We start from the raw sequence: 17,366 nt of genomic DNA, 5'->3' as shown, positions 1-17,366 counted from the left end.
TTGAGAATTAAAGATAAAAAGAGTAATGTACTTTTTCTGGCCTCTTCTTCTTATTAACCTCTCCTGACAGCGTAGAGGAGACCGTCTTTTTTTGAGATGAACCAGATCCTGTCCTCATCTATTACAACCTGGTGAGGTTCCCAGTTGGATAGATCGAGTTGGGTTTCGAGTTTTTTAGCTTTATGATTGTAGGAGATGACGTGATTGTTCAGGAGAAGCCAGATCTTTTCATCGTTTGTTTCAATGATGGATTTGATGGCGTATTCGTCGAATTCTTTGTCCTTAAACCAGGCGTCTAACCTGATGGAGGCTTTTTCGCGCAGCTTGTTTCCGAGGATGATCAGTTTATCATTTTGAAGGAAAAAAGTATGACTCGTACTATTGCGGGTGATTGCGTCGTTTGCCATCAGGCGTTCGGCTTTCTTTCCGGAGACGGGGATCCCGTCGTGCGTGAGTAGGTCGAAGGTTTTTACGCATTTAAGTTCTGATGGAAATGAGACGGTTGAGTCTTCACATTGGGGATCGATCAAGCGGCCTTCATAATCCAGCTCCAGCCAGTTGTCGCCTTCTGCGTTGGCGATGATTTTTCCAGACTGATAATATGGCTTTTGGGAAATTCCATGAGCGATGAACCGCTCCCAGATCAGGCTGTCAGCCCGAAGGTCATAAGCAAAAACGCACCCGCCTTTAGAGATGCCGGTGCTGTACAGAACCCCGTTACGGATCATCGGTGTCGTCCACATTTCAAAGCTGGTCGTTTTCTTTAACGTGCCATCGCTCCGGCTAAGAACCCTTATATACGTGTTCCGGTTTTCATTCCCGTTTACCCAGATAGAATTGTCAACAAAAAAAGGCGGGATATTTGATTTGCGGTTGATCGAAGTCTCCCAGGCAAGCGTCCCGTCTTTGCGGTAAGCATAAAGCTTGAAATCATTGGCGTTGAATAATACCAGGTCGGCATTGATCGCAACGGAGGAATAAAAGCTATTCATATCCTCTTTACTGAATGTTTGCGCCGAAGTAAAAACAATTTCCTGGGAAAATACAGGCAATACAAATAGCAGCGACAGGCTAACAAAAAGATGCTTCATAAGCGGCAATTAAGGCTGAACCTTAAACGCGTTTGACTATCTTTTATTGGGATAGATCACTCCATCCTCCTCTTCTTCTACTTTATAAAATGGTAAAGGCGGCAGGCCGCGGCGATATCGTTCGTAAGAGTCTTTGATATATTTCTGGAAATCGTATTCACCAAGCATCACGGTGAACTCGTATGGAGGGCGGTAAAGGTTCATGAATTTCACGATGCCTGATGAATCCAGCCCGGTGAGCCTTCTTACCAGCGCTTTGCTGAAACGGTGGTCAACGTACCTGTCCTGTTCCTGCTGGATAAGTCTTCGCTGGAAGGAAGCCATTTGCCGTTTCTTCTTGAAGTTAAAGATCTCAATGATCGATTCGAGATCGAAGCCAGCCGCAACAGGCGTTCCCGTATAAGCGGGTCGCGATCCGATCTTGAGCCCCGGCTTCTCATAATTGAACACCTTTGCATAATCTTCCCTGTTCTGGATCGAATCCTGCCGGTAATTGCGTTGCCGGATCTTTACTTCCTTCATCACCGTAATACTTAACTGAATGGAAATATCAAACGCATGCGGGGAAGTTATTTTCAATACAGGGAACTTTACCGTCGGCTTATTGAGATAGCTGAACCATATAGAATCCCTTTCATTCACCTCGATCTCATAATCGCCATTTGAATTGGTGACAGCGCCTTTCCCGGAAGTTGACAATACCGAAACCGAAGGCACGGCATAGGTTTTTGTGCTGTCATACACCGTTCCCCTGATCTTGTATTGCGCACTGACGTGCGAAACACTGATCAAAATAAAAGCAAGACATGTTCCGGTGAAAAGTAAAAATCTATTCAAACAAAGCGATTAAGGGTCCACAAGTAACGAAACAAAACGCTAAAAAAACGCTAAACGCGAATTAAACGCAAATGGCCGCTAATGAGCGCGAATAGAGTTTTATCGCCGGGAAATTATCCCAGGTCGGCTGTAAGCACTTTCTTATACCGGAAAAACTTTATTCGCGCCCATTAGCGGCCATTTGTGTTCATTCGCGCAGCGCCTGATAGACCAGGACTTTGAATTTTGCGTGTATCTCTGAATGCGAATTAGGGTATTGATTCAGGAAAAGCTGGGCAACCAATTTTTGTTTTGGATCTATCCAGTAGGTGGAGCTGAACATGCCGCCCCATTCGAAAGAGCCGGGAGAAAGGGGTGAATAGGCAACGCTTCTGTCTGTGTACACCGTGAAGCCAAGCCCCATGTCAGTATCAGGAGAGGTGAATTTGTCGAATTGTTTTGCCGCCATCATACGGATCGAGAAGGGGCTAAGGATGCGTTTTCCATTATATTCTCCGCCATTTACCAGCATTTGCATGAAAATGGCATAGTCGAGAGCTGTTGAAGAGAGTCCGCCGCCACCTGAGTAATAAGTGCCTGGCTCTGCGGGATAGTTCACCCGGACAGGGCCACTAAGGTTCAATGCTTCTTCTTTGACGGATTTAACCAGGTGGTTCTCATCTTCTGCAGTCAGTTTTACCAGGCGGCTGGTTTTTTCTTTAGGTAGATAGAAATATGTGTCATTCATACCGAGTGGTTCGAAGATCTGTTTTTTGAAGAATTGGTCGAGAGATTGACCGCTTACCACTTCCACCACGTAGCCAAGAATATCCGTATTCAGCCCGTACGTCCATTTTTCCCCTGGCTGGTGTAAAAGGGGTAAACTACCCAGTTTTTTGATCTTTTCGCCCAAAATCATCCCATTTTCAACCCCAATTCCACCCCAAATGCCATTTTTCGCATAAATCGATCTCGCCTCTTTTGAGCCGATCTGCGCGTAACCAACACCGGAAGAATGGGTAAGCAGGTCGCGAAGGGTAACGGACCTTTTGGCCGGAACCGTTGTATAGGAAGAATCGGCGGCGTTGAATTTATCCAGGACCTGGGGTTTAGCGAAAGAGGGAATGTATTTCTCAACCGGGTCGTCCAGCAGCAGTTTGCCTTCTTCGTAAAGCATCATAATAGCTACTGTCGTGACCGCTTTGGTTTGTGAAGCGATGCGAAAAATGGCGTCTTTCTGCATAGGTGCTTTCGTGTCGAGACTGCTGACGCCGGCTGCTTTATAATAAATGATCTTACCGTCTTTGACGATGATGGCGGTGCCGCCGCTGATCCATTTGTTATCTATATAGGTTTTGAAAAGCTGGTCGATGCGTTTCAGTCTTTCAGAAGAGGCGCCGGCAGTTTCCGGAGCGGCTTCTTTTAACTGGGCGAAGCTGGCTGCTGTAATGAGCAGGGCAAGAAGTGTCAGGAGAGATTTCATATGCGTAATGGTATTATGAACCAAGATACTGAAATCTGGACGGCTGGCGTATTAAGGAACGCGGCGACGCAACGATACGCGGAGGACGCAACGAAATACAATACATTCTTTGGCTGTTTTCGCCGTGTCCGCCGCGTATCGTGGTCCGCCGCGTTCCTTACCTGTCCGCCGAAGTTTTAGCTCAGGAGGACGCCGGTCGACCCAAAACCTCTTCCACTACCCTCGGAAAATGCTGGTGCTCGAGTGCATGCACCTTCGCAGCTACTGTTTCTGCCGTATCTGCGGAAGTAACTTCACAGGTTGCCTGAAAAATGATATCGCCATGGTCATAATGCTCATCCACAAAATGGATCGTGATGCCGCTTTCCTTCTCTCCGGCTGCAACAACTGCCGCATGCACAAACTGCCCATACATGCCTTTTCCACCATATTTTGGCAATAAAGCGGGGTGAATATTGATAATTTGACGTGGAAATGCAGAAATCAGCGCATCCGGGATCTTCCATAAAAAGCCCGCGAGAACGATCAGGTCGATCTTTTTTTCTTTCAAGACCGGCACATAAGCGTCTCCCCGGAAGAATGGTTCTTTTTCTATCATCAGTACCGGGATGCCTTCTTTCTCCGCGATATTCAATACGCCGGCACCTGGTTTATTGCAGGCGATGACGGCGACCTCCACTTCTTTATTCCCTTTAAAATGGTCGATGATCTTTTGTGCATTGGAGCCGGCGCCGGAGGCGAAAATCGCAATCTTTTTCACTTTACTATTTTGATTATCAATGGTTGGTTGTGGCTTTCCCAGTCCCAGCCGCTGTCCCATTTTAGCGAGATATTTCGTAAAGAACCGGAATTGCCCGAACGGGATGCTGATCAGGAGAACGGCCAGCGGCCAAATGATAGTTACGATTACTACATATACAACGACCCAAAGCCATTGTGGCGAGATATCGAACAGGTTCATCAGTTTCCGGCCGGTATAGCCGGTGAGGCTGCCGCCGATGGCGAAGGTGCAAAGGATCAGACCGACCTGAGCGGCGCTGACTTTCCATTTCTGTTGCAGGCGGTTAAACATATAAAAGTAGGCGCGAAAGTAAACTAAAAGGGGGAATCGGGTGATTGCTTTCCGGAACCGGATTTGTCCCCGATGAGACCGGTATCTCGTCGTTCATCCTCCATTAATTGTGGATAAGCTGTAAATCATGACAGCGGATGAGGCTGATCATCCTTGAATTGGCATAAAAGGAACGCGACGGGCGCGGCGACACGCAGCGAACGCGGCGAAATACAGAGAAGGAAATATTGTATTTCGCCGCGTTCGCTGCGTGTCGCTGTGGTTCGCCGCGCTCCTTCCACGTCGTGAAATTGTAAAACGTCCGTCATCCATTTGTCTGTTAACAACCGTTAGAACTTGTTGACGATTTTATGACAATCGATTTTGACCCAATAAAGAAAATTGTCATAAATCCGCTGAAATGCAGGCTGGTAGCGGGTTAAAATTTTTTTAAAATGGATTGTTATTTATAACCGCTGTAGCTTATTTTTGCAGCCGGTTAGAGCTATTTATCCACATTTTTCAGATTAATTGCGTCTATGATTCCTTGTAAACCAACGGCCACAAAACTCAAACTGTTTATACTCTCGTTTGTAGTTGTTTTCGCGTTCAAGAGTGTTTCGGCCCAGGATGGTAAGGCACTATTCCAAGCTAAGTGTCAAAGTTGTCACAATATCTTCAAGGACTTGACCGGCCCGGCGCTGGGAGGCCTGGAGGAAAGGCATAAATGGGCTGATCACAATGAGCTTAAAGCCTGGATCAATAATCCCGGTGGATACATGGCTAAAGACGCTTACACGCAAGGCCTGAAAGCTAAGTATGGCTCTGTGATGACATCTTTCCCTGATGTTACCCTTCCAGAAGTTACTGCTATCGTTGATTACATCAACAAGACATATGCCGCTGGCCCAGGTGGTCCAAAAGGCCCGGGCGATGACACAGTAAGTTCCAACGCTCCAGACAAATCACAGAACGCAGTTATCTTCGGTGTTATCTCTCTGATCCTTGCCATCATCGCGCTTGTGCTGATGCAGGTGAACAGCAACCTGAAAAAAATGTCTGATGATGCAGAAGGCATTGACAGACCAGAGCCGGTTGCTTTCTATCGCAATAAAGTTTACATCGCAATGTTTGCCATCGTATTCTTTATCATCGGCGGTTACTTCACTACAAAAGGAATGATCGGTCTGCAGCGCCAGACAAACTATCACCCTGAACAACCAATCTTCTTCTCTCATAAAGTACACGCAGGCATTAACCAGATCAACTGCTTATACTGCCACGGTAATGCATGGGAAAGCAAATCTGCCGCAATTCCTTCGACGAATGTGTGTATGAACTGTCACAAAGCGATCCAGTCTTACGAAAAAGGACCTGAATTGTTTGATGGTGAAACCAAGATCGACGGAACTGCAGAGATCGCTAAACTCTACAAATACGCCGGTTTCGATCCTAAGAATGCAGCAGCATGGGATCCTTCCAAAGCGAAACCGATCGAATGGAATAAAGTACACAACCTGCCTGACCACGTATTCTTCAGTCACGCTCAGCACGTAAAAGCTGGTAACGTACAATGTCAGACCTGCCACGGCGAAGTAACATCAATGAACACTATCCAGCAGTTCTCTGAACTGAGCATGGGTTGGTGCGTTAACTGTCACCGTCAAACAAAAGTGCAGTTCAACTATGACAGCACCAGCGGCAACAAGTTCTACAGCATTTACGAGAAATTCCATAACGATATCAAGAGCGGTAAAATGGATAGTGTGACGGTGAAAGATATTGGTGGATTGGAGTGTCAGAAGTGTCACTATTAATAGTCTTCTGATCGAGGAGATCCCGGGTCGGAGCCCGGGACGATATTGAAAAGTCTCTGTAATAAATTTCAACAAAACAGCCGGCTTACCCCAAAGGCAAACACCGGCTGCTAACTCAGATAAATATGAGCCAAAACAAGTACTGGCAGAATTTCGGACAGGTCACAGACCCGGAAAAATTTCAGAAGCAAGTGCAGGATGAATTCAAAGAGGAACTCCCTTTTGAGGACATTGATGGCAAATTGGTTGATGCCAAAGCGCCACGCCGTGACTTTCTGAAATACCTGGGCTTCAGCACAGCAGCTGCCACACTGGCTGCCAGCTGTAAAGTTCCTGTTCGTAAAGCCATTCCTTTCGCTAACAAACCCGAGAATATCATTCCGGGTGAAGCTAAGTACTACGCGACCACTTATATCCAGGATGGGGACGTGATCCCTGTTGTGGCTAAAGTTCGTGATGGCCGCCCGATCAAGATCGAAGGAAATACACTGTCTCCCTATACAAAAGGTGGTACTACCGCACGTGCACAGGCATCCGTGCTGGATCTGTATGACATGTTCCGGATTACTCACCCGAAAAGGAAAGCAGGCGACAAGTTTGAAGAAACCACGTATGAATTTGTAGACAAAGCGATTGCTGAAGGTCTTGCAGGCGCTTCAGGTGTTGTTTTGCTGACAAGCACGGTTGTTTCCCCTTCTACCAAACAGATCATCACTGAATTTCTCGCTAAATATCCCGGCAGCCGCCACGTAACAGCGGATGCTGTTTCTTACAGCGGTATGCTACTCGCGAATGAAGCAAGCGGTTTCGGCAGAAACCTTCCAACTTACAACTTTGGCGCTGCTAAAGTGATCGTGAGCCTGGACGCTGACTTCCTCGGTAACTGGATGAACCCGGTTGAGAACGGTCTCGGTTACGGTAAAGGAAGAAAGATCGACGAGAAGAACCCTACAATGAGCAAACACTTCCAGTTTGAAGGTTACCTCAGCACAACCGGCGCAAATGCCGATGAGCGTTTCACTCACCGTCCTTCTGAAACCGGTGTCGTTGCGCAGGCGATCCTCGCTGGTCTCGACGGTTCTGTTGCTGCTCCTTCTATCGCTGACGCGAAACTGAAAGCTGGTATCGCGAAAGTGGTCAATGCGCTGAAAGCAAACAACGGTTCTTCACTGGTTGTTTCTGGAAGCAATGATGTAAATGTTCAGATCCTCGTAAATGCGATCAATAACGCGGTTGGCGCTTATGGAACGACCGTTTCATGGGCTACTACATCCAACTACCGCGCTGGTATCGATAAAGACCTGGTTGACCTTATCGCACAGATGGAAGCTGGTCAGGTTGGCGCACTCCTCGTTTACGGTGCAAACCCTGCTTACCACTACCATGATGCGGACAAGTTCAAAGCAGCACTGAAAAAAGTGAAACTCTCTGTTTCTTTCGGAGAGAAAATGGACGAAACAACTGAGCTCTGCCAGTACATCGTTCCAACACATAACTACCTCGAAAGCTGGGGTGATGCTGCACCAAAGAACAATTTGGTAAGCTTCCTGCAGCCTACGATCTATCCGCTGTTCAAAACACGCCCTTATCAGACATCCCTGTTGAAATGGGCTGGTAACAATACTGACTACGAAACATATTTCCGTAACTACTGGTCTGCACAACTCGGTTCTGAAGCGGCTTTCGAAAAAGCGCTGCAGGATGGTGTGCTTGAACTGATGACAACCCTGTCCATCGGCACTTACAATGGAGGTGGTGTCGGAAACGGTATTGCTGGTATCGCTTCCGCGAAAAAACCAGCCGGTAAATATGAAGTAGTTCTCTATCAAAAAGTTTCTATCGGTACAGGTACTGGCGCTTACAACCCATGGTTGCAGGAGCTGCCTGACCCGATCTCTAAAGCTACATGGGGTAACTACGCGCTGATCTCTATGAGCATGGCGAAAGAAATGCTCGGTATTGATCTCGCAAACAAAGACAACGAAAGAGCGAATAACAACTACGAATACTATCCTGATAAACCGGTGATCAAAATTGCGGTGGCAGGAAAAAAAGAAATTGAACTTCCGATCCTGGTGATCCCGGGTATGAATGCTAACACGATCGCGATCGCTGTTGGTTATGGAAGAAATGAAGCACTGGGTAAAACAGCTGCTGGTGTAGGCCAGGGTGTTTATCACCTGGGTAGCTTTAACGGATCTACTTTCTCTTATGTTGCAGGTGCTGAGATCACCGATGCAAAACGTAAAGAAAAGATCGCTCAGATGCAGATCCACAACTCATACGAAGGACGTGTGGAAGTTGTAAGGGAAACAACCCTTGCTTCTTTTATCAAGGATCCGAATGAGATCACTGATTTCCGCCAGGATCTGCTTGACAAATATGCAAAAGCGAACAATGACTTCCGCAAGGACGCAACATTGTACGGTGTGCATGATATGCCAGGTCTGAAATGGGGAATGAACATTGATATGAATGCCTGCTATGGCTGCGGTGCCTGCGTGGTAGCCTGCCATACAGAAAACAACGTGCCTGTTGTGGGTAAAAGCGAAGTACTTCGCTTCCATGATATGCACTGGCTTCGTATCGACCGTTATTTCGTAAGCGATGAGAATAATCCTGATGATCTGAAAGGCGTGGTATTCCAGCCGATGATGTGTCAGCATTGCGATAACGCTCCTTGCGAAAACGTTTGCCCGGTTGCGGCAACCAACCACAGTGCAGAAGGTATCAACCAAATGGCTTATAACCGTTGTATCGGTACAAGATATTGCGCTAACAACTGTCCATTCAAAGTACGTCGCTTTAACTGGTCTGATTACACAGGAGCTGACAGCTTCCCGAATAACCAGGATCAGCAGATCGTTGGTAAACTCGATCCTGTTGTTCACCAGATGAATGATGAACTGACAAGAATGGTGTTGAACCCAGATGTAACTGTTCGTTCAAGAGGTGTGATGGAAAAATGTAGCTTCTGTATTCAACGTACACAGGCTGCCAAGCTGAATGCGAAGAAAGAAGGACGTCCGTTGCAGGATGGCGAAGCGAAAACCGCTTGTCAGCAGGCTTGTGCCGGTGACGCGATCATCTTCGGTAACGTAAATGATCATAACAGCCAGATCTCACTGGTGCGCAAAGAGAATCCTAAGCGTATGTACCAGGTGCTTGAACAGATCCACGTACTGCCTAACGTGACTTACCTCTCTAAAGTGAGAAACACGGAAGAGATCCTTCACAGAGGCGGGCACGGTGCTGCAGCGGAAGGTCATGGCGAAGATAGTGCGCCGGCAAACGATGGACACGGAAAAGCGGAAGGTCATGGTGAAGCAGTTCCTTCAGCTCAGCCTAAGGAAGCGGAAGCACATCATTAAGAGGCTAAAGCAGTAGAACGAGGTTAACAATATTGAGATGAACTGCCTGCTGAAGAAGTGGGCAGGGATTCTCGGAGTTGTAAGATCTTCTGAACAGATAGAATGGCGGATTTGCAAGCACAGGCTTGCATTGAGTGGGGATAGGGGTCGCTGAGAGAGGGCGATTTAAGGAATAGAACAATAGGATAGAAGAAAAGTTTGACAACATAAAAATAAAAAGCTGGCCTCCGCGAAGGGCAAAGCTAAAAGCGATTTAATATGTCATTACTCAGATACGAATCACAGGTCAGACCGCCGATTGTAGATGGATCTAAAGATTATCATCAGGTAACGGAGGATATTTGCGCTCCGGTGGAAGCCAAGCCGACCAAAGCATGGTGGATTGGTTTTATCATCTCAGTTGCCTTGTTGTTATTTGGTGTTGTTTCCATCGTCGTTGAGGTAATTTATGGTACAGGTCAGTGGAACCTGAACAAGACGATCGGTTGGGGATGGGATATCACCAACTTCGTATGGTGGGTAGGTATTGGTCACGCGGGTACGCTGATCTCTGCGATCCTTCTGCTGTTCCGTCAGGGTTGGAGAACAGGTGTGAACCGTGCGGCGGAAGCGATGACGATCTTCGCGGTAATGTGTGCGGGTCAGTTCCCGATCTGGCACATGGGTCGTGTTTGGGATGCCTTCTTCGTACTGCCTTATCCTAACACACGCGGACCGCTCTGGGTAAACTTCAACTCTCCACTTCTCTGGGACGTATTCGCGATCTCTACATACTTCACTGTTTCATTGTTGTTCTGGTACTCTGGTCTGTTGCCTGATCTGGCTACACTTCGTGACCGTGCAAAACTGAAATGGAGAAAGATGTTCTATGGTCTGGCAGCGTTCGGTTGGACTGGTTCTACAAAGCACTGGCAGAGACATGAGGCACTTTCACTTGTACTTGCCGGTTTGAGTACACCACTCGTACTTTCTGTACACACGATCGTATCATTTGACTTCGCCACTTCAGTGATCCCGGGATGGCACACGACCATCTTCCCTCCGTACTTCGTTGCGGGTGCGGTATTCTCTGGCTTCGCGATGGTACAAACGCTTCTGCTGATCACACGTAAAGTTCTTGGACTTAAAGACTATATCACAATCGAGCATATCGAGGTAATGAACAAGGTTATCGTGTTGACGGGTTCTATCGTAGGTATCGCATACCTCACGGAGCTCTTCATGGCTTGGTACTCACACGTAGGTTATGAGTGGTTTGCGTTCAAAGAGAACCGTGTTAACCTGAGCAGCCCTTATGGATGGAGCTACTGGATCATGATGGGTTGTAACGTACTTTCTCCACAGGTATTCTGGTCTAAGAAACTCCGCCGCAACCTGCTGCTGACGTTCTTCATGAGTATCCTGGTGAACATCGGTATGTGGTTCGAACGTTTTGTGATCATCGTTACTTCTCTTTACCGTGACTACCTGCCTTCTTCCTGGAGTACTTACTATACTCCGACAATCTGGGAGATCGGGTTCTACATGGGTACCTTCGGATTGTTCTTTGTTTGTTACTTCCTCTTCTCGAAATTCTTCCCGGTTATCGCGATCGCTGAGATCAAGCATATCCTGAAGAAGAACGGAGACAACTGGAAAGAAGGATACAACAAAGAAGAAGGACAGAACTATGATGAGTTTGCGCATGACAATGTTCATCACGACGATCATCACTAGTGAAGTAAAAGTCAAAAGTAAAAATTGAAAAAAGAGCGTTTTTACTTGCGACATCAAAAAGAAATAAAAGAAAAAAATAACCCCGCCTGACTGGAGAGTTAGGACTCAAAATCTAAGCGGGGTAACTTTTGAATTAATACTTATGGGAGTTAAAAAATTCGTGGTAGGCAACTTTTATGACGAGAACGTACTTTTTCCAGCAGTGAAAAAGGTTCGCCGTGCCGGTTATAAGATCCATGACGTATTCACACCATTCCCTATCCATGGTCTGGATAAGGCAATGGGCCTGAAGGATACCAGTTTGCACGTGGCAGGGTTCATTTACGGTATTACCGGAACGACTACTGCGGTAAGCTTTATCACATGGGCGCTGACGATCGACTGGCAGGTAAACTTCGGTGGTAAACCGTTCTTCTCTTTGCCAGCGTGGATTCCTATCACATTTGAGCTGACGGTACTGTTTGCGGCGGTGGGCATGGTACTTACATTCTGCTGGCTGTGTCAACTGGCTCCTTTCATCAAGAAAGACCACTTCAATCCCCGTTCAACTGATGACACATTTGTAATGGCGATCGAGTGCACCGACAAAACAAATGAAGCTGACGCAGTAGCATTCCTGAATAGCGTTGGTGCAACGGAAGTGTCTGTACAATACCGCGAAACCGGTTGGTGGCTTGGCCGCTACGATCAGGATACGGTTAAGTACGGTAAGAAGATCGAAGCAGCGTAGACGAGAAGAGTTTAAAAGTTTAATAGTTGAAAAGTTTAAAGTTTTCCAGACATCAAGGCCAACTTTTAAACTATTAAACCTTGAAACTTTTAAACAAAACGAGAATCAGAGTATAACAATCATATTAGCCACTGGCTAAAACGGAAATAACATATAGGATGAAAAAATTCTTGATCATAGGTGGATGTGTAGCGGTTACAGTACTTGCTGTGAGCTGTAGCGACCGTAATCCCGGACGCGCGTATATGCCAGATATGACTTACAGCAGAGCGTATGAAACATATGCTCCTGTACAGGACAGGCTGAATGCGTCTGGTGCAGAAAGCGAGCCTTCATTTCATGGCGGTCCGGTTCCGGGAACTGTGGCACGTGGTGAATTGACTGGTTATAAGCTGCTGAAGGATACAGCAGGTGCTTACGCAACGTCTGCCGCGCTGGTAAATCCTGTAACAGATGTTGATCAGAAAGAAGCTGAAAGACTTTACCTGATCAATTGCGGGATCTGTCACGGCGCCAAGCTTGATGGTCAGGGACCACTCTGGAAAGATGGTAATGGCCCTTATCCAGTTGCTCCGAAAAACCTGATGGGTGATGATATGAAGGGAACTTCTATCGGTACTATCTATCACGTAGCTACTTATGGAAAGGGGCAAATGGGAAGCTATGCTTCTCAGCTTACTACCAAACAACGCTGGATGGTGGCGGCTTATATCAAAGCAAAACAAGGTGGAGGAAGCGCAGCAGCCACTGCGAAATCTGATTCAACAGGAGCAAAAGCTCCACAAACTGCAGCAGCAGACACTACCGCTAAAGCAGCAACTAAGTAAGATCACTGATTGAAAGAATTTTATAAAAGAACACTGATGGCAAACAGGGAAAATTTTGTAGCGCCTAAGAGATATAATACTATAGCAATCGCATTGATCGCTATCGGTATCCTGTCTACGATTACTTTGTATATCACTGCGGGATCAAAAGATGATCCGCACCAGCAGGCAAGGTTCTGGGGCAGTTTATTACAGAACAGCGTATACTTCCTGCTGGTTGTGAACGCGGCTATGTTCTTCATCTGTGCTACGACACTGGCCTGGGGTGGCTGGCAAATGGCTTTCCGCCGCGTGCCGGAAGCAATTTCTGCCTGCGTGCCCGTAGTTGGTGTGATCGCAGGTGCGATCCTCCTGTCCATCTGCTTCAGCAGCAATCATGAGATCTACCACTGGACAGATTCAGCTCACGTAGCTCACGATCCAACACTCGACCATAAGAAAGGATTTTTGAATAAAGGGTTCTTTGCAACAGTGACTGTGCTGACAATCGTTCTCTGGTCACTCCTCGGCTGGAAAATGAGAAAACTTTCACGCAGCCTGGATGAAAACCCGATCCCAACTGTTGAAGGAAGAAAGAAATACATGTGGAACAATACAATCTGGGCGGCTTTGTTCATGATCGTGTTTGCACTGACTGTCATGTCTTCTATTCCATGGTTGTGGCTGATGAGTATCGATGCACACTGGTATAGCACCATGTACAGCTGGTATACATTCGCCAGCACATTTGTTGCGGGTATGGCATTGATCGCGCTGTTTGTTGTGTTCCTGAAGAACAACGGTTATCTCGAGCATACAAATACAGAGCACCTGCATGATATCGGTAAATTCATGTTTGCGTTCTCGATCTTCTGGACGTATCTCTGGTTCTCTCAATTTATGTTGATCTGGTACGCTAACATTCCTGAAGAAACTGTATACTTCAAACCAAGGGCTCAGGGCGAATTCAGCGGGGTATTCTGGTTAATGTTCATCATCAACTTTATCGCTCCGATCCTGATCCTGATGAGCCGTGATTCAAAAAGAAACTATGCAGTTATTTCGATCATGGCGGTATTGATCCTGTTTGGTCACTGGCTGGATTTCTTCCAGATGGTGTTCCCAAGCCCGATGACTGATCCTAAAACTGGTGTAACACATGTTCCGAATATTCTTTATGACCTGGGTATCGCGTTAGGCTTTGTTGGTGTCATCATGTTTGCAACCGGCCGTGCGCTTTCAAAAGCACCACTTGTTGCGAAGAACCACCCATTCATGAAGGAGAGCCTGATACACCATACGTAAAAAGTTTAAAAGTTTTAATGTTTAAAAGTTTCAATGTTCAACCTGAGACAGACCAGCTATAACTTTTAAACTATTAAACCTTTAAACTCTTAAACTTGAATTTGAACAATAACTTTTGAACGATAGAATATGCAAACTTTTTTCATTGTAGCGATTTTGGCATTGGGCTTCCTGGTTACGTTTCAGATAGCCAAGGCCAGTGAATATGTAGCTGTGCTGCGTGGGGAAGAGAAGACCAGGAAACAGACAAATAAGATCAATGCCTTTATGCTGCTTGCATTCCTGGTGTTCGGTTTGATCGGTGTGTTTTATTGCAATGCAACATTGAAAGGAAAGATCCTCGGAGAAGCTGCGTCTGATCATGGAAAGAATATTGACATGATGCTGTACATCACGCTTGCGCTTACAGGGGTTGTGTTCTTCATTACTCAGATCGCATTATTCTGGTTCTCATTCAAATACCAGGAAAAAGAAAACCGTAAGGCATTTTATTTCCCGCATAACAATAAGCTGGAGCTGATCTGGACAGTTATTCCTGCAATCACGCTGACGATCCTCGTGGGTTTTGGTATCTTCTACTGGTTCAAGATCACAGGGGAAGCTCCGAAAGACGCGATGGTGGTAGAGGTAACAGGCAGCCAGTTCAAATGGGAGTTCCGCTATCCGGGTAAAGACAATATTCTCGGAAAAAAATATTTCAAACAAATCAGTGACGCGAATAACAATCCTTTAGGCCAAATTTGGGATGATCCTGCAAACCATGATGATATCTATGTTGCCGGCGAACCCCTTCACCTTATAGTGAACAAGCCAGTTAAAATGGTGATCGGTGCGAAGGATGTAATTCACGATGTGGGTCTGGTTCACTTCCGTATGAAAATGGACGCTGTGCCCGGTATGCCAACCACCATGTGGTTCACGCCGACAAAGACCAGCAAGCAGATGAAAGAAGAAACGAACAACCCGAACTTTGTATACGAGATCTCCTGCGATCAGATGTGTGGTAAAGGTCACTGGAGTATGCGTGGTGAGATCGTTGTAGAAACTCAGGCAGAATATGACGCATGGATGGCAACCAAGAAACCGAAATACTGGGCTGCTTTCCCTGATAAAGACCCATCAGCAAAACAACCGGCAGCGGCGCCAGTAGCGGACACAACAAAACCAGAACCGGTAGCTATGCTGGCGAAGTAAAAATTAAAAAGTAAAAATTCCCCGCTCTCGAAAGAGAGTTTCATTCAGGCGATAAGCGGGGTTAATTTTTAATTTTGATATTAAATTGATTCATTCCCGCTCCAGGGCGGACCCAAATAAAAGATTATGAGCGAAGCATTGCACGTACATCACGACACAGCGGTAGGCCACGATGTTCATCACGATGATCATGGTCATCACCATCAATCCTTTATTTCAAAATATATCTTCTCGATGGACCACAAGACCATCGGTAAGCAGTTTTTGATCACAGGTATTGTGTGGGCGATCATCGGCGGTCTCTTTTCTGTACTGTTCCGTTTACAACTCGGTTTTCCCGGCCAGTCTTTCCCTATCCTCGAAACATTTTTCGGGCATTGGGCAAAAGGAGGTACGATCCAGCCTGAGTTCTACTATGCGTTGGTGACGATGCACGGTACGGTACTCGTGTTCTTCGTATTGACAGCAGGTTTGTCCGGTACGTTCTCAAACTTCCTTATTCCGCTGCAGATCGGAGCAAGGGATATGGCGTCTCCGCTGATGAATATGCTTTCTTACTGGTTCTTCTTCATGGCGAGTATCATCATGATCTCTTCCCTGTTCATTCAAACAGGTCCCGCATCTGGAGGTTGGACGATGTATCCTCCACTCAGTGCGCTCGGTCAGGCAAGTGATGGTTCTAAACTTGGTGCGGATCTCTGGCTGATCAGTATGGCGCTCTTTATCGTGTCTCAGCTGCTCGCCGGTCTTAACTATATTTCTACGATCCTGAACATGCGTACAAAAGGCATGAGTATGACGCGTATGCCGCTCACGATCTGGGCGCTGTTCTTTACCGCTGTACTGGGTGTACTTTCTTTCCCTGTACTTCTTTCAGGCGCGGTGTTGCTATTGTTCGACCGTAACCTGGGCACCAGCTTCTTCCTGAGTGACATCGTGGTGAATGGCCAGATCCTCCCGAATGAAGGTGGTAGCGCGATCCTGTTCCAGCATTTATTCTGGTTCCTCGGTCACCCTGAAGTATATATCATCCTTCTGCCGGCGATGGGAATGTGTTCTGAAGTATTATCTGTTAACAGCCGCAAACCGATCTTCGGTTATATGGCGATGCTTGGTTCCATGTTTGCGATCGCGATCCTCGCGTTCCTGGTATGGGCTCACCACATGTTCGTAACAGGTTTGAATCCGTTCCTTGGTTCGGTATTCGTACTCCTTACGCTCCTGATCGCGGTTCCTTCAGCAATTAAAGTATTTAACTGGTTAACGACACTGTGGAGAGGTAATATCCGCTTCACACCTGCGATGCTCTTCGCCATCGGTTTCGTTAGCTTGTTCATCTCTGGTGGTTTGACCGGTATCTTCCTCGGAAACTCAACCATCGATATTCACCTGCACGATACCATGTTCGTAATTGCGCACTTCCACATTGTAATGGGTGTTGCATCTATGTTCGGTATGTTCGCGGGTATCTATCACTGGTTCCCGAAGATGTTCGGCCGCTATCTGAACAATACACTGGCTTATTTCCACTTCTGGGTAACGATTATCGGTGCTTACCTGATCTTCTGGCCTATGCACTACGAAGGTCTTGCAGGTATGCCACGCCGTTACTTGGATAAGAGCATCTGGGTTTCTTTCAACCAGTTTGGAAGCCTCGACCAGATGATCACGATCGTAACAGTAATTGTATTCGCTGTTCAGCTGATGTTCGTATTCAACTTCTTCTACTCTATTTTCAAAGGAAGAAAAGTTACCAGTACGAATCCATGGGGCGCTACAACACTTGAGTGGACGACTCCGATCCTGCCTGGTCACGGTAACTGGACCGGCGAGATCCCTGAAGTACACCGCTGGCCTTATGATTATGGTAAAGACGGAAGAGAGTTTATTCCGCAGACTGAGCCGATAGGGGCGAATGAAAGCAAGCATTGATAAATTAAAAATTAAAAAGTAAAAATTAACCCCGCTTTCAATTGGGGAACCTTT

12 protein-coding genes are annotated in these 17,366 nt (G+C 46.6%); 8 read left to right on the top strand and 4 right to left on the bottom strand.

Features of this window, described 5'->3' with window-relative positions:
* Positions 1 to 53 precede the first annotated feature (53 nt).
* The 4 genes from LZZ85_RS01240 to purN form a co-directional block, all read right to left on the bottom strand.
* A complete protein-coding gene (locus tag LZZ85_RS01240) occupies positions 54 to 1,091 on the bottom strand; it encodes a PQQ-binding-like beta-propeller repeat protein (RefSeq protein ID WP_237868102.1) in 1,038 nt (345 codons plus the stop codon).
* Positions 1,092 to 1,127: 36 nt separating this feature from the next.
* A complete protein-coding gene (locus LZZ85_RS01235) occupies positions 1,128 to 1,928 on the bottom strand; it encodes a carboxypeptidase-like regulatory domain-containing protein (RefSeq protein ID WP_237868101.1) in 801 nt (266 codons plus the stop codon).
* A gap of 187 nt (positions 1,929 to 2,115) precedes the next feature.
* A complete protein-coding gene (locus tag LZZ85_RS01230) occupies positions 2,116 to 3,390 on the bottom strand; it encodes a serine hydrolase domain-containing protein (RefSeq protein ID WP_237868100.1) in 1,275 nt (424 codons plus the stop codon).
* Between the two features lie 181 nt (positions 3,391 to 3,571).
* On the bottom strand, positions 3,572 to 4,462 hold the full coding sequence (gene purN, locus LZZ85_RS01225) for a phosphoribosylglycinamide formyltransferase (protein WP_237868099.1): 891 nt from the start codon (positions 4,460 to 4,462) through the stop codon (positions 3,572 to 3,574).
* A 518-nt stretch (positions 4,463 to 4,980) separates the two neighbouring features.
* Between purN and LZZ85_RS01220 the strand changes: the two genes are divergently transcribed.
* The 8 genes from LZZ85_RS01220 (at position 4,981) to LZZ85_RS01185 (ending at position 17,312) form a co-directional block, all read left to right on the top strand.
* On the top strand, positions 4,981 to 6,258 hold the full coding sequence (locus tag LZZ85_RS01220) for a c-type cytochrome (RefSeq protein WP_237868098.1): 1,278 nt from the start codon (positions 4,981 to 4,983) through the stop codon (positions 6,256 to 6,258).
* Positions 6,259 to 6,383: 125 nt separating this feature from the next.
* Entirely contained in the window at positions 6,384 to 9,629 is a 3,246-nt protein-coding gene (locus tag LZZ85_RS01215) for a TAT-variant-translocated molybdopterin oxidoreductase (protein WP_237868097.1), read from the top strand.
* 258 nt (positions 9,630 to 9,887) lie between these two features.
* Positions 9,888 to 11,345: an NrfD/PsrC family molybdoenzyme membrane anchor subunit gene (nrfD, locus tag LZZ85_RS01210; RefSeq protein ID WP_237868096.1), complete on the top strand. Its 1,458-nt coding sequence runs from the start codon at positions 9,888 to 9,890 to the stop codon at positions 11,343 to 11,345.
* 142 nt (positions 11,346 to 11,487) lie between these two features.
* The gene (locus LZZ85_RS01205) at positions 11,488 to 12,075 is read left to right on the top strand and encodes a DUF3341 domain-containing protein (protein ID WP_237868095.1); all 588 of its coding nucleotides are present in this window, start codon (positions 11,488 to 11,490) and stop codon (positions 12,073 to 12,075) included.
* A gap of 158 nt (positions 12,076 to 12,233) precedes the next feature.
* The gene (locus LZZ85_RS01200; RefSeq protein ID WP_237868094.1) at positions 12,234 to 12,902 is read left to right on the top strand and encodes a c-type cytochrome; all 669 of its coding nucleotides are present in this window, start codon (positions 12,234 to 12,236) and stop codon (positions 12,900 to 12,902) included.
* A gap of 36 nt (positions 12,903 to 12,938) precedes the next feature.
* Positions 12,939 to 14,186, top strand: coding sequence for a quinol:cytochrome C oxidoreductase (locus LZZ85_RS01195; RefSeq protein ID WP_237868093.1), 1,248 nt, complete (start codon positions 12,939 to 12,941; stop codon positions 14,184 to 14,186).
* Between the two features lie 129 nt (positions 14,187 to 14,315).
* A complete protein-coding gene (locus LZZ85_RS01190; RefSeq protein WP_237868092.1) occupies positions 14,316 to 15,380 on the top strand; it encodes a cytochrome c oxidase subunit II in 1,065 nt (354 codons plus the stop codon).
* A 126-nt stretch (positions 15,381 to 15,506) separates the two neighbouring features.
* On the top strand, positions 15,507 to 17,312 hold the full coding sequence (locus tag LZZ85_RS01185) for a cytochrome c oxidase subunit I (RefSeq protein WP_237868091.1): 1,806 nt from the start codon (positions 15,507 to 15,509) through the stop codon (positions 17,310 to 17,312).
* Positions 17,313 to 17,366 lie beyond the last annotated feature (54 nt).

The sequence above is a fragment of the Terrimonas ginsenosidimutans genome, from assembly GCF_022012415.1.
Classification (GTDB): domain Bacteria; phylum Bacteroidota; class Bacteroidia; order Chitinophagales; family Chitinophagaceae; genus Terrimonas_A; species Terrimonas_A ginsenosidimutans.
This window is presented reverse-complemented; position numbering and strand designations above follow the sequence as displayed.

Coding starts and splice junctions, on each gene's coding strand:
- nrfD (WP_237868096.1), top strand. CDS start 9,888: ATGTCATTACTCAGATACGAATCACAGGTCAGACCGCCGATTGTAGAT.
- purN (WP_237868099.1), bottom strand. CDS start 4,462: ATGTTTAACCGCCTGCAACAGAAATGGAAAGTCAGCGCCGCTCAGGTC.
- LZZ85_RS01230 (WP_237868100.1), bottom strand. CDS start 3,390: ATGAAATCTCTCCTGACACTTCTTGCCCTGCTCATTACAGCAGCCAGC.
- LZZ85_RS01205 (WP_237868095.1), top strand. CDS start 11,488: ATGGGAGTTAAAAAATTCGTGGTAGGCAACTTTTATGACGAGAACGTA.
- LZZ85_RS01200 (WP_237868094.1), top strand. CDS start 12,234: ATGAAAAAATTCTTGATCATAGGTGGATGTGTAGCGGTTACAGTACTT.
- LZZ85_RS01190 (WP_237868092.1), top strand. CDS start 14,316: ATGCAAACTTTTTTCATTGTAGCGATTTTGGCATTGGGCTTCCTGGTT.
- LZZ85_RS01215 (WP_237868097.1), top strand. CDS start 6,384: ATGAGCCAAAACAAGTACTGGCAGAATTTCGGACAGGTCACAGACCCG.
- LZZ85_RS01195 (WP_237868093.1), top strand. CDS start 12,939: ATGGCAAACAGGGAAAATTTTGTAGCGCCTAAGAGATATAATACTATA.
- LZZ85_RS01185 (WP_237868091.1), top strand. CDS start 15,507: ATGAGCGAAGCATTGCACGTACATCACGACACAGCGGTAGGCCACGAT.
- LZZ85_RS01220 (WP_237868098.1), top strand. CDS start 4,981: ATGATTCCTTGTAAACCAACGGCCACAAAACTCAAACTGTTTATACTC.
- LZZ85_RS01240 (WP_237868102.1), bottom strand. CDS start 1,091: ATGAAGCATCTTTTTGTTAGCCTGTCGCTGCTATTTGTATTGCCTGTA.